This window comes from Halogeometricum borinquense DSM 11551 (genome assembly GCF_000172995.2).
Classification (GTDB): Archaea; Halobacteriota; Halobacteria; order Halobacteriales; family Haloferacaceae; genus Halogeometricum; species Halogeometricum borinquense.
The window spans coordinates 1,934,573-1,958,005 of the sequence record NC_014729.1; the positions used below are offsets into that span (position 1 = coordinate 1,934,573).

Below are 23,433 nucleotides of genomic sequence, written 5' to 3' on the forward strand. Positions count from 1 at the left end.
CGACAGCAATACCAACCGAAGTCAGCATGCAATCGCGCGCGTAGTCAAGCAATGCTGATCCCCGATCTAGACGTTGACATCCTCAATCTCTTCGTTGACGACGAAGCGGCCTTGCGGCGTGAGATCACACGGTAACTCCTCGTCTGTGATGAGGTCGTCGTCGAACAGTTCGGCGAGGCGGTGTTCGAGTTCGTCCTCCTCAAGGTCGAGCAGCGATGCGATATCGATCTCCGGGCCGGTCGAGTACAGGCCAACGAGTACTTCCAGCGTTTCCTCTTCGATTTCCACGTCGCGCACGTCGCTTTTGATCCAGTGGTAGATCAGGCGGAGGTAACGTCCGAGGATGTTCATCTTCCGACGCGACCCCATCGAAATCTCGGTGGTGACGGTCTGTCCGTTTTCGACGTGCTGAACCGAGAGGACGAGTCGCTTTTCGTCGTCAATCGTTCGTTCGATGACCTCGAAGAAGATGACTGACGCGAGGTCGATCTCGAACGGCTCATCGCTCTCTCCGAGAACGTCGTTGCCGGGGAAGACGACTGACTCGTAATCGAGGTGCAGGCCAGTTTCTCGCTTCGGCGTGTCCATGACTCGCCCACCGACTTTGGCGGGATGTTTGACGAGCGTCGTCGATCCGTTCAGCGCCGCGCGGAACAGTAACAGCGAGAACTTCTCGATGGTCTCCCGATCGCCCCCGATGACCGTCGTCCGACGCCGGTTACCGACGATATAACCGACCATCACGGTGTAGTCGAAGAACTCCTCTACTTCCGGCGGGACCTGTCCGACGGCAATGTCGAAGATGGAGGTGACGGGGACGACCGTCTTTGCCTTCGACGTGACGAGAATGAGCCGGTGCTCGCTCATCAGGACGCGGCCTTTCACCGGGTCGAAGGTCGCGTCTCCACCGGCGACGAAGTTCGCCACGAAATCGACGATAATGGATTCGCCGTTCTTCGATTTGCGAAGTCGCCGCTTCTTCTCGGCCTCAGTCTCCGGTTCCTCCTCCTCTCGTTTCTTCTGCCGGTACGCTTCGAGCAGCTCTTCGCTCTCTGCACTCGTTGGGGCAGTTTCCTCGGCTGGCGAGCCTCCTGTTCCCCCATCAGTGCGGAGCACTCTGTCCTGACCACCACCAGTATCGGTGGGTGAGCAGCGGGCATTCGAGTTCGATACACCAGGCTTAGAGTCACTATCATCCGTCATACGCTAATCAGTGCTCCTGCGAGCGATGAGGTGGCGACGGCACTCGCACAGCCGATCCATACGAGCACCACGAAGTGGAGGTAGGCGTTCGCCTTGTGTCCGCCGTCAACCATCCGAATCATCAACGACGACAACAGCGCGTTGAAGAGGATGATGAGTGCGAGTAAGTATTCGATCAGCGGGATATCGTAGACGCCCGCGTAAATGAGTTGCCCGAACTGCATCTGTCCGAGGTTCATCTTCGTCGAGAACGAGGCCAGAATCTCTACGACCTCCAGGCCGATGAAGAACGCGAACGACGCTGACGCCGTGATACCGTAGAGGACGCCGATAAGCGTAACCGTCGCTTGTTCACGCTGACGGCGAAGTTTGACAATCTCGTTCATGTTGCTTGAGATGAGTTCGCCGAGTTGCTTCGGCGTCCCACCCATCTGGCGGCCGATGTTGTACATCTCACTGAACTTCTGAATGAGGTAGGAACTCGCTTCGGCGGTGAAGAAGAACCACGACCGAGTCGGGCCGATCCGCATGTTGAGGCGGACGTACAACCGGTCGATCTCCCGAGAAAGGACACCGAAGTCCTTCGTCCGGAGCGTCTTCAGGACGGCGGTCGTCGTACTCTGCTTTGCACTCTCGGAGGCACCCAGCGCGCGGATAAATCCGGGGTACTCCTCGTCACGCTCTTTGATACGGTTCTCGTGCCGCCGGGCGATGATTCCCGGAATCGCCAAGGGCGTGAGAGGGGCGGCGATGAGTAACGGGATAGGCGTATCGAGCATGACCGACTGCACGGACTGTCCAATCGAGGTGAATCCAGCCGTTCCGAGGGCAAGGATGCCGACCAAGACGAACGAGAGCGCAACGGCACCGTAAAGTGCGATGTCTATCTGCCGGTCGGCCTTCGTCCGGTATTCGCTTTGGACGTACCAGAGCGGGTCGTACGGCGACATCGTCTTGATGACGTAGTAGAACCCGAGTTGGACGAAGACGAACAGGACGATGACTGCGGCGATGGTCAACGTTGCGTCGGTCCCAGTGAGGATTGGCAGGACGATTGCGTTGATGACTGCGAACGTCATCGACAGAATCATCGAGAGGTAGAGGTCCTTCATGACCTCGAGGTTCCCGAGTGCGCTCTCGTAGACGGTGATGTACTTTTGGACCATTGCGCTCTGCTCACCGAGAAGGAAGTCGTCAATATCCTGCCCCGCGCTGAGCGAGTACGCGAGCCTGTCGAGGAAGTCTGCAAGCGGCTTCGATGGAACCTGCCGGGCACGACGCTCACAGGCGTCGTCAAGCGACTGGTTCCACGTATCAACCAGTTCGGTGATGCGGCGCATCTCGATGGCGAGTTCGCCGTACTCCTCTTCTTTCCCCAGTTGTCTGAACACCGACACCCGGTCGATGTTCGTCGTCGAGAGGACAGTCATGTGGGTGATGAGGAGATGCAGTTGGTTCTCTAACCCTCGGCGTTGCTCTTCGACGAGGAGACGCGGGTACAACACCGCGCCAATGAGCATGAGCGCGCCTAAAAGGAAGATCGGGATACGGACGAGTAACGGCAACGGAAGCGCAATCGCACCGGCGAGCGATGCTATGAAGAACACCACCGCAGGGAGCAACACCACCAGACCGTAGCGTCTGATGGGCATCGGCATCCGTTCGTACGACTCCAGTACGGAGTCAAGGAACGCTCTGACTTGCTTCGTCTGCGTTCCGAACTCTTCTCCGGTACTCGCCTCGGACATCGTTACAACCTCGCCATATCGAACGGGAGGCCCTCCGCGCCGTCCCGTTGGAAGTCCTCGATGAGTTCGTTCACTTCGTGGTAGCCAGTGATGTTCTCTTGGATGGCGCGGCGGACGATTTCAGCACGGTACTCAACGTCATCGTAGATCTTCCGCGTGTCGTCGTACCCGAGGAGGGTCGCGATCTTCTCCTCCATGATGAAGGAGTTGTTCCGTCCCTGGAACACGATTTCGTCATCGACGGGGTCCCAGTAGAACGCCTCGCGCGTGACGACGCCGCCCATCTCCTTCGAGTAGCCTTCGATCTCCTGCACGCTGGTCACGCGGCGGAGCGTATCGTTGCCCCGTTTGACCCGGTTTTGGAACAGCGCAATGTCACAGTTCGACATGAACGTCTCGGGGACATTGATCGGGTCGCCAGTGAAACGTTGAATCATCGAGACGATGTCGGATGCGTGGAACGTCAGCATCACCGGGTGACCGGTCTGTGCTGCCTGGAACGCCATCCGACCCTCTTCACCACGAACCTCCCCCACGATGATGTAGTCGGGGCGCGAACGCAGCGCGGCCGCAACGAGGTCGAACATGTCAACCTCAGAGTCCGCACCGCGGCCTTCGCGCGTGAGGAGTTGCTGCCACGTATCGTGCGGCGGCAGCACCTCCGCGGTGTCCTCTGCGGTGTAAATCTTCGAGTCTTGCGGGATAAACGAGAGGATCGCGTTGAGCGTCGTCGTCTTCCCAGATGCCGTCTCGCCAACAACGAAGATGGTCCGCTCGTTCTCTAACGCCATCCAGAGGTAGCCGCACAACTCCGGCGAGAGCGTCCCCCACTTCGTAATCTGGAATATCGACAGCGGAACGTCATCGCCCTGACGGATGGTGAGGCTCGACCCTTTCAGCGACACGTCGTCGGAGTAGATGATGTTGATACGCGACCCGTCCGGGAGCGTCGAGTCCACGATGGGGTGTGCGTCGGAAACGGGGTCACCGATGCGTTCACCCATATTCCGAAGCCAGTTGTCGAACTGGTCTTTCGAGCCGAACTCGACTGTCGTCTCCAACAGACCGTAGACACCGTGGTCCACGTCGACCTGTTGGGGACCGATCACGTGAATGTCCTCGTTCGCCGGGTCGCGCATGATGGGTTCGAGCGGCCCCAGACCTACGATGTCGCGCACCAAGCGGTACTGTATCTTCTCGTAGGTCTCCTCTGTGATCTGCATGGGCCCAATATCCAACCGTTGGATGAGTTCGTGGACCCGGCCCGTTTGTTTGCCTTCGAGGACGACAATCTCCTCCAGCAACTCCTCGATACGGTCCTCGTACTCCACGTCACCCTCCGGTGCGGGCTTCGATACGGAACGTTCGAGCAGTTTGTCTTTCACCTGATCGAATACCTCCTGTTCCTCCTCGTCGAGTTCCGGTTCGATAGCGTAGTACTTCGTCGTCTCCCCGAAGTTGCCGTACACTTGGGCGTAGATTGGCCCGCCGAGGTGGTAGATGATGTTCGGACGGCGAGATTCGTACTCACCCGACGCTTCCTCGACCAGCATCGGGAACTCCCCGGTTATCTGCCGGAAGCGCTTGAGGTGATCGCGCAGGTGCCCCCAGCGCATCGCGTGCTGTTTCAGGTCGTCGGACAGTTTCGCAGAGCCGTGTTCGGTCGCCATTATGCAACACTCCTGCTTTCGATGACGATGCCGATTCCCGACCGGACCGAGAACCCGATTCGGTCACCGACCTGTTCGCCCATCCCCGCAAAGCGCTTCACGAAGATGTTCCGACGCACGTCGTTCCCGACCTCGACCATCTCCAACTGAAGGTACACGTCCGCGATAGACCGGAACGGTCCGATAGCGTCCTCGTCCACAGTGGAGGGGTCAACGGTGAGTATGATAGTCTTGTTCTTCGTCGTCAGCTCGCGGAAGAACGAGATAATTTCGAGAGCGGCCTGTCGCTCTTCGTTCTGACGAACGAGTGCTTCGAACTGCGGGTCGTTACGCAGGATGGCGTCGAACGTGTCGATGATGGTCACGTCCGCCTCCCACAGCGTCTCGGCCTCCATGAGTCGCCGGAGGAGTTGTTTTCGCTCGGAGGCGTTTCCGCCGGTTAGCGCGCCGGAGGCGTCTATCTCGGCCGGGATGAAAAGCACTTCCTCGTTGAGCAAGGGCTTCACCATATCGTACTCCAGCGAGTGCATCTGGTCGAGGAAGCCACGGACGCCCAACTCCGTGGAGATGAGGGACGTAACGATATCCTCCTGACTGAACCCGTAGGTAAACCGCTGTGAGAGGACACTCTTTCCGGCACCATAGTCCCCTTCGATGAGGACGATGGCCCCGCGTGGGATCCCTCCACCGAGTTCTTTCTGCAACCGGTCGTGCTGTTGTAACCCGAGTGAGAATTGATTTGATTTCATAGATTACGTCCTGAATCTGAACGTCTCTTCGTCGCCGTCAACGACGAGTTTCACGCGATGGTCTTCGTTATCAGCCAACGACAGGTCGCCGATGACGACTTTGACCACGCCGTGCGGTCCCCAGTGGGAGTCGCCGTCGGCGACAGTAACCGTGACATTGGTTCGGTACTGTGCGTTCACGATGACGTCGAACGTCTGTCCAGTCGCCGGAAGGGTTCGCGTACCGGTGTTCTTCACGTACAGCGTGAGGTTCCCGGAACCGGAGTCGTACACTGACGACTCGGAGTCGCTGATAATTTCTACGTCGGTACGGATGTTCTTCGACACGTCCGCTCCCCGATCATCGAGGGCGCTACTGATGTCCGTCACCGTGTTGATAAGAACGCCCGAAACGCCTGCAGCGATAACGAGGCTGGCGATGAACAGGATGAGCGTCGGTGCGGAGACGTCTGCCATCGGTTAGACCTCCTCCAGCGTCGAGTTCGAGTCAGTGACGCCGTTTTCGGTGACTATCTTGACCCGTTTCGGTTCGTTGTCTACGGTGAGTTCGATCAGGAGCGTCTCGTTGGGTGCCCAGATGTCGGTGCCCGACGTACCATCGACAGTTCGCGTGGACCCGCTCGGCTGCTGATACTCGTTATTCACGAGGACCGATGTGTCGTTGGCCGACAGCGTCAGCGTTCCCGTATTCTTGACACGGATGTCCATCGGATAGGTTCCGCTGTTGTTGCTGTAGGTGACCGACGTGACGTTTATGCCCGTGTTGCGCCGTTCGAGCAGGTGTTCGCTGTTCGAGTCCTCAGCGTCGTTGAGCATTTCTGTCGTGTCCGACACAGTGGTGTACAGCGTCCCCGTAGCGATGAGTACGCCGAGGAAGATGATCGCCGTGGAACCACTAACGCCGAAGCCCACGGTGACCCCCTCCTCGGTGCGACAGCTCTTCGAGCAGACGCGCCTCGGCGACGTCGCCCGCGAGTCGGCTGACGTACGTGAGGCTTTCTTTGTGGTGTTCGACGCGGAGGTCTTGTGGTTCCTCTGCCGTCGTCGAGGCGGCGGCGTTGCGAACGTGCGCGTTCATCTGTTTCTCGACGGTACGCGAGATCCATTCTTGTTCGCGGTACTGACGGAGCGCACGCGCAGCGCCGATTGCGCCACCGACAGACACGAGGAATCGAGTCCATTCCAACGCGACTGACTCCGCGACGTAGCTTGCAGGTAACGACGCGAGGTAGACATCCGATGCTTCGTCCGTCTGTTGGGATGTCTGGTCGGCGGTCGTTTCGGCAAACTCGAACGAACCAGTATCGTCCGTCTCGGTCGTTGCAACTGGTTCGTCCGTGAGTTCCACGTCGTCTTCGGTGTCCGGTTCGCCTGCTTCGAGTTCTTCCTCCAACGTTTCTTCTTCTTCTTCTTCTTCCGACTCCGCATCTTCCTCGCCAACGAGTTCCTCTGTTGTCGGAATATCGTCATCCTCGACAGCTAAGTCGTCGGTGTCGAGAGGCGAATCATCGACCTCTTCGTCTTCTTCTTCGTCTTCTTCGTCCCACCCCTCCTCCTCTTCGTACTCGGATTTCAGATCGTCGAAGCTCGACCCACCGCTGGCCTCTTCTTCGTCATCCTCGACAACCGGCTCCTCGTCTCCGAGAATCTCCTCTGCGGGATCCTCCCGCTCGTTCTCGGCGAGTTCGTCTTCGGCGGCCAACTCCGCTTCTTCGGACTCTTCTTCGAGTTCACCGAAGTCTTCGTCGAAGAAGCTCTCTGCGTCCGCAGACGCGACATCGGGGTCGAGATGTTCCTCTTCTTCTTCTTCGGCGTCGAACAGACCGAACGACCCGCCGCCTTCTAGCCCACCCATCTCGCGGGCGTCGTCAACGAACGGGTTGATTCCGCGAGTGACCATCTCGTAGATGTCGAGCAGTTTGCGGACGGTATCGTCGAGTTCTTCGACGGTTTCTCCGATCTGTTTGTTCTCTTCGCGGACGGTGTTGACGCTGGAAGACGTGGCACTGACCTCGTTCTCTAGGTCGGAGACGCGGTCTTCCAGTTCGGCGATGGTGTTGGGATCGACGTCCCCGCCGCCCCCTCCACCGAAGTCTCCGCCGTCGTCGTCGAAGCCTTCCATGTCGTCGTCTTCGAAGTCTCCGAAGTCGTCTCCGAAGTCGTCGAGGTCCTCGTCGAATCCGAGGCCGTCGGTTGCAAGACCGGTCCCCTCACCGTCAGACCGCGTCTCTTCGTCTTCCCCGTCTATCCAATCCATCATTCCCATCCGTCTCGCCTCCGTTGTGGGTGGGCCGATCGGCCCCGCTCACCGGTCAACGAAACGCGGCCCTCACACCGCTGTTCCGTCGGTTCCCGATCGGATGGGCACTCCGACGTCGGGGAAACAGGTAGCATTGACTCAATTGTACAGTCATCAGTACAAGAATGTTGCCACCAAATTATCAGCCGTGATATGGCATCACGACAGATCCGTTTGCTCTTTTGCGAACGCTTCAGACCGTGTGAGAAGAATTATCCGCTTGGAAGACTGATGAGCGTACCGATAGCCTACACGGAGGGTCATCATCTATGCCAGAGTTCGTAAAAACCGGAGTCGAAGGCCTCGACTCCATCCTAAACGGCGGCATCGTCAAGAACGCCGCGGTACTCATCAGCGGCAACCCCGGTACGGGGAAGAGTATCCTCGGTCTGCAGTATCTCTACAACGGCGTCGACAAATACGACGAAGGAGGAATCTACCTCACCTTCGAGGAAGCCGAAGACGACATCCAAGAGGCGGCAGAGTCCATCGGATTCGACCGGTGGTCGGAGTACGTCGAGGAAGGGAAGATCAAAGTGTACGATAAGCGCACGCTACTTCGTGACGGCGACTTCTCTTCGACGCTCGACCGGATCCTCGGCGACCTCCAGGACACGTCGTACGACCGACTTGTCCTCGACTCGCTAACGATGTTCCAACTGTTCTTCGAAGACGAAAAGGAACAACGACAGTACCTCCTCAAGTTCATCGACATCCTGAAAGATAGCGACCTGACCTCGCTTTTGACTACCGAACAGTCTGCTATCTTCCCCGAAACGGAGATTGGACTGGAGAACTTCCTCACCGACGGGAACATCTACCTGATACAGAGCCCCGCCGGTGCGACGAGTAATCGGTACGTCTGGGTGGCGAAGATGCGGAAACAGTCGATCAAGAATTCGATGTTCCCCCTCGAAATCAACGAGGGCGGGATTCAGATATACGAACAAGCGGCTGGCTTCTCGATGGTCGGTGAGTCGCCGCCGTGGTTCGGCGACGAGGGCGACTTAGAGTAGTCTGATAAGGACGGTTGATCTGCGTACCGATAATCGTATCACGGTGATTATCGGGAGAGACGACAACCATCCTTATGAGGCCCTTCGAGCATCTTCACACCCGTTCTGCGGCCGTCTGTTTCCTAACGACAGCCATGTCTGCGTGATGAGGGCCACGCACTGGCGCTCTCGCTTGGATAGTGCTGCCGCTCTCAGGTTGATCTCTGCCAGAAATGAGTTGGAGTCGAAAGGCGATTCGAGGGCGTCGTCGAACTTAGAGTTCGATCGGGTCGCCCGCGTTCTTACCGGCGAGTTGCTGGGGCATCGTCAGGATAACCTGCGTCGTGCCACCCGTACGACTCGTGATTTCGAGCGTGACCGAGTCACCGGTGTTGAGACCGTTCGAGTGACCCGCGTCGTTCGTACCGGCTTCGATATCCGAGGTGTTGATGGTTGCAACGTAGCGGTCGTTCATGCTGTTGAGAACACCGAACGATCCGTCATCGTCGGTGACCTTATCCAGACCAAACTCGTTAGCGTCGGCGGTCTTAACCGTTCCGTCGCCGTCACTCGTTGTCTGGTTCGTCAGCGTCTGCACCGTATCCGAACTGAGGTATTTCACCGACGTCTCGTTCATGTCCACACTGCTGGACCCGGCTGCCAGACGGACGGTCATGTTGATGCTACGAATCGTGTCGTCACCGACGACGCCGTGGGTGTTGAGCACCTCGACGCGGTTGGTGACCTTGTTTACGCTCTGTTCTCCCGCGTCTTCTGCAGTCGCCTGCAGGAAGCCGGCCGTGTTCACGAGGACCCCCGCGGCGATTGCCGCGACGAGGACCATCGCGATGAACACGATGAGCGTACCGATACCGACCTGACCGCGGTCGTCGTTGTTGAATTTCTCGAACATTTTATTCAATCCTTAGAGAGCGATAGGGTCGTTGTCATTCTTGCCCGCGAGCTGCTGGGGCATCGTCAGGATGACCTGCGTCGAACCACCGGAACGGCTCGTAATCTCGAGCTTCACGGAGTCGCCAGTGCTGACACCGGCGCCGTTACCTTCAACGACCGACGTGTTGATGATCATCTCGTAGCGATCGGCCTGTCCGCTCAGCACGGGGAACGAGGTGTCGTCACCGTCTTCCAGCGCGTACGCCGCGAACTCCGTGTTGTTCAGACCGTCGTTGCCGAGCGCCGCTGCGCCATCGTACTTACTGACGTTGCCGAGCTTCGTGCCGTCGGCGTCCGTCGTCGCGTTGTCGTACACGAGGTTCCGTGCCGTGGTCCCACTCACGTACTTGATGGTGGTGTCTTCGAGTGAGACACTGCCGGAACCAGCGGCGAGTCGAACCGTCAGGTTCAGACTGTCGACCGCGAGACCGTCACCGGTATCGTTGACGATACCGTGCTCGCTAACGACGTCAACACGGTTAGTGACCTTATTCACACTTTCCTGCCCCGCGTCCTGTGCAGTCGCCTGCAAGAACCCGGCCGTGTTCACGAGGACCCCGGCAGCGATTGCTGCGACGAGGACCATCGCAATGAACACGATGAGCGTACCGATACCGACCTGACCGCGGTCGGTGTCAAATTCTTCGAACATAGGTTGTATATCTCCAGTTCGGTCCCCCACCCCCTCGCCGGAGGAGAAGACCTACGATGGTGACAATCAGATTGACATACATAATCCTACGGCTCTAATTATCCAATTTGATATCTAGAAGAAGAGTTCCGAAAGGCGATACGAGAGCGTCGGCGAACTTAGAGTTCGACCGGGTCGCCCGCGTTCTTACCGGCGAGTTGCTGGGGCATCGTCAGGATGACCTGCGTCGTGCCACCCGTGCGGCTCGTTATCTCGAGCGTCACCTGTTCTCCGGTCTTGAGACCCTTGTCGTGGTTGGCGCTGTCGCCCGCTTCGACCTTGGTCGTGTTGATAGTGACGCCGTAACGGTCGTTCATGCTGTTGAGCACGCCGAACGATCCGTCATCGTCCGTCACCTCAGTGAGGGCGAATTCGTCGGAGTCGGCCTCTTGAATCAGGCCCTCCGAATCGTCGTCGGTCTGGTTCGTCAGCGTCTGCACCGTCGTCGCGCTGAGATACTTCACCGACGTCTCATTCATATCCACACTGCTGGAACCGGCCGCCAAGCGGACGGTCATCTGGATGTTGCGAATCGTGTCGTCGCCAACCTCGCCGTGGGTGTTGAGCACCTCGACGCGGTTGGTGACCTTGTTCACACTTTCTTGTCCGGCGTCTTCTGCAGTCGCCTGCAGGAAGCCGGCCGTGTTCACGAGGACCCCCGCGGCGATTGCCGCGACGAGGACCATCGCGATGAACACGATGAGCGTACCGATACCGACCTGACCGCGGTCGTCGTTGTTGAATTTCTCGAACATTTTATTCAATCCTTAGAGAGCGATGGGGTCGTTGTCGTTCTTGCCCGCGAGCTGCTGGGGCATCGTCAGGATGACCTGACTGGAACCGCCGGAGCGGCTCGTAATCTCGAGCTTCACGGATTCACCAGTGCTGAGTCCTTTCGTCGGGGTGTCTTCAACGACAGACGTGTTGATGACGATTTCGTAGCGGTCGCCCTGATTGCTGAGAACAGGGAACGACGTATCGTCACCGTCTTCGAGTGCGTACGCCGTGAATTCCGTGTTGTTCAGACCGTCGCTACCGAAGTTCTTGTCGTTCGCACTGACGTTACCGAGCGACGTGCCGTCGGCGTCCGTCGTCGCGTTGTCGTACACGAGGTTCCGAGCCGTGCTATCACTGACGTACTTGATGGTGGTGTCTTCGAGTGAGACACTGCCGGAACCAGCGGCGAGTCGAACCGTCAGGTTCAGACTGTCAACAGTGAGTTCATTGGCTTCGTCGTTGACGATACCGTGGGTGCTGACAACGTCAACACGGTTGGTGACCTTATTCACACTTTCCTGTCCTGCGTCCTGTGCAGTCGCCTGCAAGAACCCGGCCGTGTTCACGAGGACCCCCGCGGCAATTGCCGCGACGAGGACCATCGCAATGAACACGATGAGCGTACCGATACCGACCTGACCGCGATCGGTGTCAAATTTTTCGAACATGTGTTGTATATCTCGAGCTTGGTCCCCCACCCCCTCGCCGGAGGAGAAGACCTACGATGCTGACAATCAGAGTGTCGTACATAACGCTACGGTTCAAATTATCTTCGGTGATAACGGACCACCGGCACGAGGATGAATAAATTCTATGCGCACACGTGAGCACGTGCAACTGTTCGTTAGCAATTAGCAGAGATGAAAACGAAGGAGGGTGACGAGGACAGCGTGCGGGTGAGTTTCTGGTCGGGGACTAGTCCCGCGCGATCTGACGCCAGACGTCGTCGAGTTTGTTCTTGACTTCGGGACGCTCTGTGATCTGGATATTACACTCCTGTCCGTCAAAGCGGATGAGAATCTCGTCAACCTCGCGTCGGTAGACGTTGGTACGTCGGTGCTCGTCGGAAAGGACCCTGTCGTGCAGTTCGAGAAGACCGGCGGAGGTCAGTTCTTCGATGCGGCGGTAGCACGTTGCAATCGGGATATCGAGCATCTCGCTGAACTCTTGTGCAGAGTGGGGTTCGTCTGCAGCCCGTAATATATCGGGGTTGTAATCGTTGCCCAGTGCTGAGAGGGTCCTGTCAGACTCCATAGATGGAGATACTTCTGTCGTGAGCTAATGTGAATGTGTTGGTTATCTGGATGAGAAATCGGACTGACGAAGGGGGTAACTGGTACCAGATGCTCTCAAAGCGCAGGTCAGTTTAGAGTGCTGTAGCTGTTTGTGGCGGGGCAATCGCGTTCCGGAGAACCCCATCCAATGGGCTCTGTTCTGTACTGGACGGCGATGGTCTTATTAGTTCGCCGTGGCCACCTCCCGGCATGGCGTCCGACGACCCTCCCAGAGACCATCCATCGCGACGACGTGAGGAGGGTATCATCGGACCGCGTGAGTTAGATTACACAGAGAGCAGTCGTGTGGCAGAACTGGAGGAGGGCCGGTTCGTCGTCGCCACCGACAACGACGGAACGCCGAACGTTGATGCGGACGAAGAGATACCCTCGGAGGAAGAACGAACGATAGAAGAACGCGGAAAGTTCGCCAGCCAACAGATGGCGCGGTACGTCTCAGACCGGGACGCCGACTTCGGATTTGCGCTTACTGCGTCGTTCGAGGAGTCAATCGAACAGCGGGAACTGTTTTCCGACGACGTGGCCACAGCGTTCGGTGACATCGCTCAGTGGTATGCAAGCCAAGTCGAGGCCGATGCCTCCCCCGCGGAGGTACTCGGCATTCTCCTCCTCGCGTCGGACACTGACGTGACGTTTCCAACAAAAGTACTCGCACCCGTGCTCCGCGAGCAGGGCCTGACTCTCGATGACTCCATCGGTGACCTCGTCGAAGCGCTCGCCGGGGATGGACTTCAGATACCACCACCGAACGAAAAATAGCCGATTTAAGTTCTCTATCTCCTGTTTTGCTCCATCTCGCGGAGTGGCATATCAGCGCTGATAATGGGGGGGAAGGGTTTATACCCGATTTCCAGGAAAGAAGGAGCATGGCAAGCACCGTACTGGTCGTGGACGACTCAGCGTTTATGCGGAACCTGCTGAAGCAGTTGCTCGATGGGGAGCACGAAGTAGTCGGCGAGGCAGAGAACGGCGTCGAAGCGGTCGAGATGTACCGAGAACTCGAACCAGATGTGGTCACGATGGACGTCGTGATGCCGATTCGGAACGGCATCGAGGCGACAACCGAAATCAAGTCGCTAGACCCCAACTCGTCGGTCATCATGTGCACGTCCGTCGGACAAGAAGAGAAGATGCGCGAGGCCGTCGAGGCCGGTGCTGACGGCTACATTACGAAGCCGTTCCAGAAGCCGAACGTGCTCCAAGCTATCGACGACGTGGTGAGCGTCGAGGCATGAATCTCGACGTCCAGTCGTTACGGACGTTCAGCCGCCTCGCACACTCCGGTGCGGAACGTGCTGCGGGGTCGCTGTCGCAACTCACCGGCATCGAGACGTTCGTCAACGTTACGAAAATCGAAGTCAGCACGCGAGCCGACGTGGAACGTGAGTTCCGCGAACAGGATCTCGTGACTGTCCATATCGGATTTAACGGCGGCATCGACGGCCGGACCGTCCTCGCGTTCGACCGTCAGGAGGCCGTCCAGCTCGTCGATGCACTCGTTCCCGGTGCTGCAGACCAACCGGACGGTGAGATGGCGACGAGCGGACTGAAGGAACTCGGAAACATCATGCTCGGGGGCTTCCTCGACGGATGGGCCGACTACCTCGATACGTCTATCGACATCACCACGCCGACGTACGTGGACATGCAGACGGAAGGGGCGTTAGAAGACATCACCGGCGACTCCGGATTCCAGATGGCGACGGGCGACGACCACGTCCTCGCGTTCCGGAATCAGTTAGATACGGACGATCAACAGGTCGGCTTCCATATCTACATGCTCCCGACGCACGATTCCATCAAGACGATTTCCCGCATCGCGGGCGATGGATCGACGGCGGTGCCGATAGAGACGTTCACGTCCTTCTCGAACATGATTTCGGACGGTGCCGAACAGGCGTCCGATGACCTCACGGCGATGACCGGCATGGAGTCGGTCGTCGAAGTGAGTCGCCTGAGTTTCGTCCCGATTGAGGCGGTTCCGATGGAACTCACTGACGCGACCCGTCGTGGTGTCGTCTTGGAGTTCATGGGGACGCCCTCCGGGTATATCGCTATCTTGTTCGATGAAACGTCCGCAGACCGCGTTGCGGACGCACTCATGCCCGGTATGGAAGCTGACCCGGCCATGCAGCAGAGTGCAATCCAAGAAATCGGCAACATCGTCACCTCCGGATTCATCGACGGGTGGGCGAACGCGCTAGAGACGACCATCGATATCTCACCGCCGACGTACGTGGACGACCTCGGCTCTGCCATCATTGACCCGTTGGCAACCGAACTCGCGCAGGCGCAAGAGTACGCTTTCCTCATTGACTCGGCTATTCGCACTCCGAACGACGAGTTCACGTGCGACATCTATGCGCTTCCGAACGAAGCCGAACTCCGCGATGCCTTAGACCGTCTCGGAGCGGAGGTACAACAGCCGTAACGAGGAGACGACACCGAGCGTCTACCTCGTGTCGTCTCCCCCCGAACAAACCACGATGAAAGTTTACACGAGCAACACGACCGAAACGCGCACGCTACCAGAGCGCACGAAAGTCGGTATTGCAGACTACGCCGTCGCAACGGGCAACGCAACGTTGACCACCAGCGGTCTGGGGTCGTGTGTAGGGATCGCACTCTACGACAGCCAAGCGGGAGTTGGCGGCCTTGCACACGCGATGCTCCCCTACGCGGACGGCGATACGGACGAAGCGAAGTACGCCGATACCGCTATCCGCGCACTCCTCGAGGCGATGGTCGAGAAAGGTGCGAAACGTCGGCGAATCCGCGCCAAGATTGCCGGTGGGAGTACGATGTTCGAGTTCTCCTCGGCCGATGGCAGCATCGGTGAACGAAACGCTGTCGCCGCCAAGGAGACACTCGCCCGAGAAGATATCGACCTCGTCGCCGAGGATGTCGGTGGCGAGCACGGGAGGTCACTCGAACTCGACGTCAGCAACGGCAATCTCGAGGTTCGAAGTGCCCACGTGGGCAAAGACACGATCTGAGTCCGTCGCCCGTTCGCTGAACCATTTGCTCCGTTACGTGTTGTCACCCGTCCTGTTCCGTCCTGTTGGTGACTGACTCCGAACACGCGCTATTCTCGATCTATTGTCCTCGGATGGACCATCGTTTAGCCGACCATGCAGTCCGGCGTCCAATCGACGGCCAAACTGCAAGCGAATCAGTTCGTCGCAGTGGCTCCGAGGGCCTGTACGGGGGCTATTCACTGAAAGGTTATCTTCGGTGATAATCACGGGGGCAGGTTTATCAAGCACCCGCGGCTGGTTTGCACCAACGCACCCAGTCTCCGACAGAGGGAGATAGCCGTACGGCGTCGTCGTGCCGTCGTGCGAGCGAGGTGAGGCCATGAAGATAGACCCCGACAACTACGACCTACGCGAACTCCGGCGCATCGCCGACGAACGACGCACCGACCGAGGCGGAAGCGACGACACAGAGCGTCGCCGCGACTACGATGACGGTCACCGCGGTCATGACGACGGTCACCGCGGTCATGACGACGGTCACCGTGGCCATGACGACGGTCACCGAGAGTACGATGATGGACACCGTAGTCACGACGACGACCACCGCGGACGCGATGGTGGACACCGTAGTCACGACGACGGACGCCGTGGGCGCGACGATGGCCGGCGCTCCCGAGATGGATCTGACCGCGGTGACAGAAACGGCCGTGACAACCGCGGCGAGCGCCGCGGACGCTCCCGGCGGGAAGATAATCTCCGTCGCCCCCGCGAGGGCTACAGCGATCATGCGGAGGCTCACGACGAAGTCGTCCGTGCAGACCAAATCGCAAACCGATTCGGCCTGGGTGGAAACGGAACGGGCGGCAGCGACGGGCGTGGGCGGGGCTACGACGAACTCGGCTACGAGCGCTCCCGCGAGGACCGGTCGTACGACGGGTACGACTTCGAGGAGGTTGGCGAATTCCGGTTCGATAACCCGGTCCACGACCGTCCGCGCGGCCGTGCGGGCGAGGCACTTCGGAACAACCAACTCGAGCAGTTGCTCATCCACGAGACGGCGGCCGCGGGCGGGTCGTTGGAGAAGCCGTACCTCTCTAGCGTCCCGAAAGAATACGCCGCAGAACGTGTCGTCTTCGACTGGCTGGAATTTCTGGTCCTGAAAGGCGGATTCAAGCGAACGATGGACGCGCTTCGGTACTACCACTCCGTCGATTGGATCACCGAGGATGTCGAGACCGAACTGCACGACTATCTCATCGGCTTCTCGGGCAACGTCTCGGACACGACGGAGTTCGACGTTGACGACCATCACCTCAGTCTCCTGTACGTCGCACAACTTGCTTCGATGGCCGACGGCGTCGAGACGAAAGCGCGTAGTCCGTCTGCGCTCCGTTAAGCGCGCGACACTGACTGTTTTACGGACAAGACTTTTCACCTCGTTACGCTACGGTGGTCGTATGGCGGAGGATGGAACAGACGAAGATGCCTCGTTCGACGACGAAACTGCAAAGGGACCAACCCCGGTGGGGGTAAAGCTGGGAAGTACGCGAACGATACTCCAGTTTTACGACGGTGACGGCGATCTGGAGACCGTTCGGACACTCACCTGTCTGGCAACGTACGAAGACGCGCTCACGGGTGACGAACGCGTCCTCTACGGGGAACAGGCCGCACAAGAATACCCAGACAGCGTCGAGTACATGCTCCGTTCGGGGCTGCCGGAGAACGACGACGGAGCCGAACTCGCAAAGAAGTTCTTTAGCGAACTGGTGAATGCGAACGGTCTGGACGGCGACAGCGCGGTCGTCTATGCGATTCCCACGATAGACAACGAACCCGGCCTGCGGAACCTCAACCGTGTCATCGAGGAAAGCCCGGTCGGTGACGCCCTCGTCCGGAGTTTCCCCGAATCGCTCTGCGGTGCGATTCCGGCGTTCGGAGACGAGTTAGAGGCAATCGACAGCGTGTTCGCCGCGATCAACATGGGTTCGACCAACCTCGAAGCCTCGGCGTACCGGCACGGTGAACAACTCTCGCCGTTCGTCTCGGGTGCCGTTACCGGCAACGAGGTAGACCGCCGCATCGCAAACGCCGTCGAAGAGGAGACGCAGGGACGGGTCAATATCGACCTGACGACGGCCCGCGAGTACAAAGAAGAACACGCCGACTTCGACGACTTCGAGGCGTTCACCGACGTCATCCAGCAGCCCGGCGGTGGCTCTCACGAGTTCACCATCGAACGCTCCGTGATGGAACCGCTGGACGACTACCTCGATGACGCCGTCGATGAGGTGGCTAACAACTTCCTCGCGCAGTTAGCGAACGACCACATGAAGCCCTACCAGTTGGCTCTCTCGAAGCCCATCGTCCTCACGGGCGGGATGGCCTGCATCCCCGGCATCGTCGAGGAGTTCGAGACGCGCCTGTCCGAGGAACTTGACCGCGACGTGGAGTGTATCGCCGCGGACCGCCCGGACCTCGCACCTGCCGAAGGTGCCCGGCGCATCGCCGAGCGACTCGCAAAATAATTCGGCTCGTTACGACTCTCTGAACTGTCGGACCGACTCACGGTCCGGTAACGCCGTCATCGCACCCGTCGCGGTGGTCGTCACCGCGGCCACGGCGTTAGCAAACGATAGTGTCTCCGCCAGCGACTGCCCTTCGACGAGTGCTGCGACGACGCCCGCAGTGAACGCGTCGCCCGCGCCCGTCGTATCTACGGGTTCGACGTCGTATCCCTCGTGAGAGACGACCGTTTCCTCGGTGACCCATGGTGATTCTTCCGACGCCGACACCAGCGACCCTTTGCTCCCGAGTGTCAGGAAGACCGTGTGCGGGCCGTCCGAACGGATACGTCGAGCCATCGTCTCGGGGTCGCCCTCGTAGTCGAGCGCTTCGAGGTCTTCCGGCGTCGCTTTCACGACATCCGCGAGTTCGAACGCCTCTGCGACCGACGCCTCGAAGTCGAACTCGTCCCAGAGTTCCGGACGGGCGTTCGGATCGAACGACACTGTCGCACCTGCGTCCTGTCCACGGCGCATCAGGTCGAACGTCGCCGTACGGGACGGTTCGTCGGCTAGCGTGACGCCACCGACGTGAACCCAGTCGGCCGACGCCAGCGTCGCGTCGGGGACGCTGCCGGGTTGCATCCGTGTGTCGGCAGTTCGGTCGCGGTAGAACGAGAATCCGCGGTCGGCTTCCTCACCGAGAGCGACGAATGCGAGCGAGGTTTTCGCCTCGGGGTCGCGTTCGACCAGTTCGGTATCGAGACCCGCCTCCGAGAGCGTCTCGACCAGAAAGTCACCGAACGGGTCGTCGCCGACGCGCGTAGCGAACGCGGGCGTCTCGTCCAACTGCGAGAGGGCGACCGCGACGTTGGCGGGCGCGCCGCCGGGACGTTTGGTGAAGGACGCAACCGACTCTAAGGGTCCCTGTCGGTCAGGGAGGAAGTCGATGAGCATCTCACCCGCGACGACGACGCGTGGCGCGTCGCTATCGGTGGTGGCGTTTCGGGTCATGGCACCTCGTACGGAAAGGGGGTAGTTGAAACCACCTCACGCCGGTGAAATCCGCGCGTGGAAGCCGGTGGAACGCTATCGGGGAGTATGACAACTGACACCGACTCACGGCGACCGCTCGCCGCCTTCGACGGTGACGTGATCGCCCGGGTCGCCCGCGAGATGAGCATCGAGGAGGCGACACTCTGGGAGGCCATCGCCGAACACCAGCACGGCGTGCGGTCGCTTCCGGGCGTCGAGGACATCGTCTACAGGCTGAGCAGGCCGAGTGCCTCGGGGTCTCGCAAATCGCTCTGCGATTTGCTGGATACAGGAAATCGAAGATTTCCCTTGACTTGACCCCGAGGCGGTTCACGAATGGCGCCGAACCCTGCCGCAAGACCCGCTCATAGCGCGTCGGACGGACGCGTACTTTCTCGTCGTCAACCCGGCCGTCTGGCAGGAGTTCATCGATGCGCTCGGTCTCTCTGAGAACGAAAGCGACGCACTCCGCACCGTTCACGACGTGCAACTGATCGAAAGCGTCGGTGAGGATGCCGTTCCAGCGGACGGCAGGGAAGCAATCGTGCTGACGCGCCCGTAACTCGACCACAGGCGTTCGTCCCTTCGACTGATCCAGCGTTGGGACGCTGTCTCAGTCGTCCGCGCTCACCGTCTCTTGTCTGTCTGGGTCCGTCTCCGTCTCCTCGTCGCTGTTGTCTTCGGCATCAGGGATGTGGGTGCTGTATACGTGCTGCTTGCGTTCGCGTTCGCTCTCGGAGCCACCATTGCCGTCCGGACTACGCTCGTCAGCTTCGTCGGTATCGCGTGTCTCGTCGGTTTCGTCGGTTCCGTGAGTCCTTTCGGATTCCGTTCCGATGGTGTCGGCTGTCGCGGCGGTCGTGTCGTCTTCGGCTGATTCGTCCTGTTCGTCTCTCTCAGGTGGCGACGCCGGCTGGAACCGCATCACGACGGCAGTACCGCGGCCGCTTCGCTCTTCGAATTCGATGGTCGCGTGCGACCCGGCGAGAATCCACTTGACCAGCCAGAGTCCAAGGCCGCTCACATGCTGGAGTTGCGTTTCGGTGCCGGCTTCCAGTGCGGCGAGTTCCGAGGCTGGAATCCCCGGTCCGTTGTCCACGACGCGAATCTCGACTTCGTCCGTGTGGATCGACTTCGAGACGGAGATACCGACGCGCGGAATCGCTCGGTCGTTGTGTTCGAGCGCGTTATCGACAACGTTCGTAATCGCCGTCCCGACGTGGTTCGTCGCTAACACCCACTGTTCGTCGGGGAGGTGCGTGTTCACGACGAGCGAGGGGTTCGATTCCTGCATCGCTTCCAGTTTTTCGGCGATGACATCAGTAACTTCGACGGGGCGGCGCTCTCGGTCCTCGCCGTGGAGCGTACGATCAATTTCGCGGGCGCGTTCGCCCAGTGAGACAAGCGATTTTGCTTTCTGTTGTATCGTTTTGACGTGGGCCCGTCGCTTCGGGTCGTCCGTCATCTCGCCGAGCAGGTCGGCATGACCGAGGATGACGTTCATATCGTTTCGCAGGTCGTGTCTGAGAATGCGGTTGAGGACGCGGAGTCGCTGCTCGTAGCGGTGGCGACTCGTCACGTCCCGCGCGTTGATAACGATGCCGCCGACGGCGGGGTCGTCAAGTAAGTTCACGGCTACGGCATCGAGTACGCGCCACGATCCGTCTGCGTGCTTGTGTCGGAACTCCGCTCGGATCGTGTCGCGCGATTCGACCGTGTCGAACTGCGACCGGATATCTTCGCGGTCATCGGGATGAATCTGTTTGAACGAGTTACTGCCTTCAAGTTCCGACCGGGGAATGCCGAGAACGTGTTTGGAGGCGGGGCTGGCGTACGTGTGATTCCCGTCGGCGTCGAGGACGCTGATGAGGTCGCGGGAGTTCTCGATGAGAGTCCGGAACTTCGCCTCCGTTCGCCGACGCTCGGTCGTATCTCGGAGGACGAGCGCCCACCCTCTGTCGTGTCCCTCTCCACTTCCGAGCGGTGTCGCCGTCGCCTCGTAGTACCGTTTCTCACCGTCGTCCTCGACTGTGATGTCGAGACGACTCCGGTCGGCATCCAAAAGTGCGTACATCCCGAGAGAGTTGTGACAGATATCAGCGATATGGGAGCCGATAATCTCCTCTTGCGGGACGGTAAACAGCGGGAGCGCGGCAGGATTCAATTCGACCACGCGCCCGCGGTCGTCGAGGACGACCATTCCGTCTCGCATCTCAGAGAAGACGTAGTCGCGTGCGACAGGAGTCACGTCGAACAAGTCGTCGCTCCGGAGTCCGAACAGCACCACGATAGACGACAAGCCGAGTGCGATTGGCGTCACGTCGAACCGCGGGAACGGGCCGAGCAGTTGCATTGCGAACGCAAACACCGGAATCGAAGCCGCCGAAAGGAGGACGACGGTCCCGCGACGGTAGTTTCCGTCGCCGCGGACGAGCAATCGGCCCATGACGACGGATCCAACGAGTAACAACGCCGAGACGTAGAGCAGGTGAACGTTGTACAGCGGTCCATGCGTCATCGAGAGGAAGACGCCGGAGGACGTCGAGATGCGTCCGAAGTCGCCGACAAACAGGTCGCTTATCCCGACGACGCCGACGAGGCCGAGAATGGCGACGACCGTCGGTTCGATACACAGGGCGGCGACGCTCCGTCGGGAGAGGATGGTTTCGTCGCCCGCATACACGAGTGTGAACACGAACCAGAGCGTCGGCGTGAACGCTGCCGCCACCTGCCAGAGGCTGAACCAAAGCAGTTTCTCACCCAGCAACGGGACCATCAACTGAAACCCGTAGGCCGTCGCCCAGATGGCACACGCGAGATTCAGGACGGCAAAAGGGATGCGAACGCGTCGCGCGTAGAATCTGTACCGGAGGAGAACGATGATAGTCACCGACGCACAGAGTGCTCCCGCTACAAACGGGAAAACAGCAATCATCTGCGTCATCGGTACAGTGACATTGGTTCCTGTCTCTCTCCAGTGGTCCCTCTCACCGCCGCGTTTCGATGACGGTGGTAGTTCTCAGAATCACCCACGAAAAACATGGACTTAAATCGTCGGTTCTTGATATCAACGGTGATAACACACGAAGGCCGCAGCTCCAGACGTTTGTCTGGTGGATTCATCGACAACTGACGTGCGGAAACAGCGTGAGAATGTCGATACGCCAGACTTCCGGACTCGTCGGTGTAGTGCGATACGTGAGGGACGACCCGATCAGGAGGTGAAACGGTGCTGTCGGGTCCCGCTCTTCTGAGTGAGAATCGCGTTTAAAACTGTCTCCCCGCCGAGAGCCTACAGTCCGAGTTCCCGACCGATGACGAGGTGTTGAATCTCGCTGGTTCCCTCTCCGATTTCCATCAGTTTGGCGTCGCGGTAGAACCGCTGGGGTGCGAAGTCCTCGGTGTATCCGTAGCCGCCGAGGACTTGGACGGCGTCTTCTGCGACTTCGCGGGCCGCTTCCGATGCATCGAGTTTGGCTAACGCCGACTCACGACTCACCGACTCGCCCGCGTCGTACCGCGTTGCCGCCTTGTGCGTCAGCAGGCGGGCGCGTTCGGTCTTTCTGTGCATATCCACCAGTTTGTCGCGGATCGCGTCGAACTTCGAGATCGGCTTCCCGAACTGCTCGCGGTCGCCCGCATACGTTTTCGCCGCCTCGTATGCGCCCTGCGCGAGGCCCGTCGAGAGGGCGGCGATAGAGATCCGGCCGCCGTCGAGCGTCTTCATCGTCTGCTTCCAACCCGCTCCCTCCTCACCGAGCAAGCGGTCTTCGGGGATGCGAACCTCGTCGAATGCGAGTTCGCACGTGGGCGAACAGTTCAAACCCATCTTGTCCCACACTGTCGTCACCTCGAATCCGTCGTCCTCCTCTGGGTCTACGATGAACGTCGAGATACCGTCGTAGCCCTCGCCGGGGTCCGTGACAGCCTTCACGAGGACGGAACCCGCGACGTTCGCGTTCGTGATGAACTGCTTGGACCCGTCGATGACCCACTCGTCGCCGTCTTTCTCGGCGGTCGTATCCATGTCGCTGGCATCGGAGCCAGAACTGGGTTCCGTGAGTGCCCAGCCACCGAGGTACTCGCCCTCCGCAAGGGGACGAAGCCATCGTTCTTTCTGTTCTTCGGTGCCGAACAGTTCGATAGGTTTCGACGCGAGGCTGATGTGTGCGGCGTAGGAGAGACCGATCCCGCCGGAGACACGACCCAGTTCCTCGGTGACGAGAGCGTACATCAGTTGGTCGCCGCCGAGTCCGCCGTACTCCTCGGAGATGGGAACGCCGAGCATGTCGAGGTCGGCAAGTTCCTCGAATATTTCCTCGGGGAAGCGGTGCTCGTCCTCTATCTCCTGTGCGATGGGGGAAATCTCCTCCTCGCAGAACTCCCGAACGGTGTCGCGGATCATCCGGTGTTCGGAGGGAAGCTCGAAGTCCATGCCTGTCCGTTCCGACGTTAGTGCAATAAACCAATCGAACGACCGTGAGGATTTTGCGATTCTCGTGGGCCGAGAACATTCGCCGCTACTATCAAACGGA

At 59.4% G+C, this 23,433-nt stretch carries 22 protein-coding genes and 2 pseudogenes; 8 read left to right on the forward strand and 16 right to left on the reverse strand.

Features of this window, described 5'->3' with window-relative positions; all coding sequences use genetic code 11:
* Positions 1-66: 66 nt before the first annotated feature.
* The 8 genes and pseudogenes from HBOR_RS09740 to HBOR_RS09770 all read right to left on the reverse strand — a co-directional run bounded on the left by HBOR_RS09740 (position 67) and on the right by HBOR_RS09770 (position 7,636).
* Entirely contained in the window at positions 67-1,116 is a 1,050-nt protein-coding gene (locus tag HBOR_RS09740) for a CheF family chemotaxis protein (protein ID WP_006056958.1), read from the reverse strand.
* Between the two features lie 83 nt (positions 1,117-1,199).
* Positions 1,200-2,951 (reverse strand): archaellar assembly protein FlaJ, encoded by a 1,752-nt coding sequence (flaJ, locus tag HBOR_RS09745; RefSeq protein ID WP_006056957.1) that lies wholly within the window; start codon positions 2,949-2,951, stop codon positions 1,200-1,202.
* Between the two features lie 2 nt (positions 2,952-2,953).
* Positions 2,954-4,165, reverse strand: a pseudogene (locus HBOR_RS09750) (type II/IV secretion system ATPase subunit); the annotation flags it as partial.
* A 59-nt stretch (positions 4,166-4,224) separates the two neighbouring features.
* Positions 4,225-4,621: pseudogene (locus tag HBOR_RS20580) on the reverse strand (type II/IV secretion system ATPase subunit); the annotation flags it as partial.
* On the reverse strand, positions 4,621-5,370 hold the full coding sequence (locus HBOR_RS09755) for an ATPase domain-containing protein (protein WP_006056955.1): 750 nt from the start codon (positions 5,368-5,370) through the stop codon (positions 4,621-4,623). The gene HBOR_RS09755 and the pseudogene HBOR_RS20580, both read right to left, overlap by 1 nt.
* Positions 5,371-5,373: 3 nt before the next feature.
* Entirely contained in the window at positions 5,374-5,826 is a 453-nt protein-coding gene (locus HBOR_RS09760) for a flagellar protein g (RefSeq protein WP_006056954.1), read from the reverse strand.
* A gap of 3 nt (positions 5,827-5,829) precedes the next feature.
* On the reverse strand, positions 5,830-6,282 hold the full coding sequence (locus HBOR_RS09765) for a flagellar protein f (RefSeq protein ID WP_006056953.1): 453 nt from the start codon (positions 6,280-6,282) through the stop codon (positions 5,830-5,832).
* On the reverse strand, positions 6,266-7,636 hold the full coding sequence (locus HBOR_RS09770) for a FlaD/FlaE family flagellar protein (protein ID WP_006056952.1): 1,371 nt from the start codon (positions 7,634-7,636) through the stop codon (positions 6,266-6,268). The genes HBOR_RS09765 and HBOR_RS09770 overlap by 17 nt, the downstream gene beginning before the upstream one ends.
* A 302-nt stretch (positions 7,637-7,938) precedes the next feature.
* Between HBOR_RS09770 and HBOR_RS09775 the strand changes: the two genes are divergently transcribed.
* Positions 7,939-8,685 carry an RAD55 family ATPase gene (locus HBOR_RS09775; protein ID WP_006056951.1) on the forward strand — a complete coding sequence of 249 codons (747 nt, stop codon included), beginning with the start codon at positions 7,939-7,941 and terminating at the stop codon, positions 8,683-8,685.
* A gap of 253 nt (positions 8,686-8,938) precedes the next feature.
* Here HBOR_RS09775 and HBOR_RS09780 read toward each other — a convergent pair whose 3' ends face one another.
* The 5 genes from HBOR_RS09780 to HBOR_RS09800 all read right to left on the reverse strand — a co-directional run bounded on the left by HBOR_RS09780 (position 8,939) and on the right by HBOR_RS09800 (position 12,340).
* Positions 8,939-9,577, reverse strand: coding sequence for an archaellin/type IV pilin N-terminal domain-containing protein (locus HBOR_RS09780; protein ID WP_006056950.1), 639 nt, complete (start codon positions 9,575-9,577; stop codon positions 8,939-8,941).
* A 12-nt stretch (positions 9,578-9,589) separates the two neighbouring features.
* On the reverse strand, positions 9,590-10,270 hold the full coding sequence (locus HBOR_RS09785) for an archaellin/type IV pilin N-terminal domain-containing protein (protein WP_006056949.1): 681 nt from the start codon (positions 10,268-10,270) through the stop codon (positions 9,590-9,592).
* A gap of 158 nt (positions 10,271-10,428) precedes the next feature.
* Positions 10,429-11,064: an archaellin/type IV pilin N-terminal domain-containing protein gene (locus HBOR_RS09790; RefSeq protein ID WP_006056948.1), complete on the reverse strand. Its 636-nt coding sequence runs from the start codon at positions 11,062-11,064 to the stop codon at positions 10,429-10,431.
* A 12-nt stretch (positions 11,065-11,076) separates the two neighbouring features.
* Positions 11,077-11,754 (reverse strand): archaellin/type IV pilin N-terminal domain-containing protein, encoded by a 678-nt coding sequence (locus HBOR_RS09795; protein WP_006056947.1) that lies wholly within the window; start codon positions 11,752-11,754, stop codon positions 11,077-11,079.
* Between the two features lie 247 nt (positions 11,755-12,001).
* On the reverse strand, positions 12,002-12,340 hold the full coding sequence (locus tag HBOR_RS09800; protein WP_006056946.1) for an ArsR/SmtB family transcription factor: 339 nt from the start codon (positions 12,338-12,340) through the stop codon (positions 12,002-12,004).
* 230 nt (positions 12,341-12,570) lie between these two features.
* Between HBOR_RS09800 and HBOR_RS09805 the strand changes: the two genes are divergently transcribed.
* The 6 genes from HBOR_RS09805 (at position 12,571) to HBOR_RS09830 (ending at position 17,887) form a co-directional block, all read left to right on the forward strand.
* Entirely contained in the window at positions 12,571-13,140 is a 570-nt protein-coding gene (locus tag HBOR_RS09805) for a DUF7500 family protein (protein WP_006056945.1), read from the forward strand.
* A 107-nt stretch (positions 13,141-13,247) separates the two neighbouring features.
* Positions 13,248-13,616, forward strand: a complete 369-nt coding sequence (gene cheY, locus HBOR_RS09810) for a chemotaxis protein CheY (RefSeq protein WP_006056944.1) — start codon at positions 13,248-13,250, stop codon at positions 13,614-13,616.
* The gene (locus HBOR_RS09815; protein WP_006056943.1) at positions 13,613-14,812 is read left to right on the forward strand and encodes a chemotaxis protein CheC; all 1,200 of its coding nucleotides are present in this window, start codon (positions 13,613-13,615) and stop codon (positions 14,810-14,812) included. The genes cheY and HBOR_RS09815 overlap by 4 nt, the downstream gene beginning before the upstream one ends.
* A 55-nt stretch (positions 14,813-14,867) precedes the next feature.
* On the forward strand, positions 14,868-15,377 hold the full coding sequence (locus HBOR_RS09820; protein ID WP_006056942.1) for a chemotaxis protein CheD: 510 nt from the start codon (positions 14,868-14,870) through the stop codon (positions 15,375-15,377).
* 361 nt (positions 15,378-15,738) lie between these two features.
* A complete protein-coding gene (locus HBOR_RS09825; RefSeq protein WP_006056941.1) occupies positions 15,739-16,755 on the forward strand; it encodes a FlaD/FlaE family flagellar protein in 1,017 nt (338 codons plus the stop codon).
* A 61-nt stretch (positions 16,756-16,816) separates the two neighbouring features.
* Positions 16,817-17,887 (forward strand): acetate and sugar kinases/Hsc70/actin family protein, encoded by a 1,071-nt coding sequence (locus HBOR_RS09830; protein WP_006056940.1) that lies wholly within the window; start codon positions 16,817-16,819, stop codon positions 17,885-17,887.
* Positions 17,888-17,896: 9 nt separating this feature from the next.
* On the opposite strand, the gene HBOR_RS09835 is transcribed toward HBOR_RS09830, so the two are convergent.
* Positions 17,897-18,877 carry a carbohydrate kinase family protein gene (locus tag HBOR_RS09835; protein WP_006056939.1) on the reverse strand — a complete coding sequence of 327 codons (981 nt, stop codon included), beginning with the start codon at positions 18,875-18,877 and terminating at the stop codon, positions 17,897-17,899.
* A gap of 87 nt (positions 18,878-18,964) precedes the next feature.
* On the opposite strand from HBOR_RS09835, the gene HBOR_RS09840 reads away from it, so the two are divergent.
* Positions 18,965-19,216 (forward strand): hypothetical protein, encoded by a 252-nt coding sequence (locus tag HBOR_RS09840; protein ID WP_006056938.1) that lies wholly within the window; start codon positions 18,965-18,967, stop codon positions 19,214-19,216.
* A gap of 295 nt (positions 19,217-19,511) precedes the next feature.
* Here HBOR_RS09840 and HBOR_RS09845 read toward each other — a convergent pair whose 3' ends face one another.
* Positions 19,512-21,788 carry a histidine kinase N-terminal 7TM domain-containing protein gene (locus tag HBOR_RS09845; protein WP_241432431.1) on the reverse strand — a complete coding sequence of 759 codons (2,277 nt, stop codon included), beginning with the start codon at positions 21,786-21,788 and terminating at the stop codon, positions 19,512-19,514.
* 402 nt (positions 21,789-22,190) lie between these two features.
* Positions 22,191-23,333: an acyl-CoA dehydrogenase family protein gene (locus HBOR_RS09850; RefSeq protein WP_006056936.1), complete on the reverse strand. Its 1,143-nt coding sequence runs from the start codon at positions 23,331-23,333 to the stop codon at positions 22,191-22,193.
* Between the last annotated feature and the right edge of the window lie 100 nt (positions 23,334-23,433).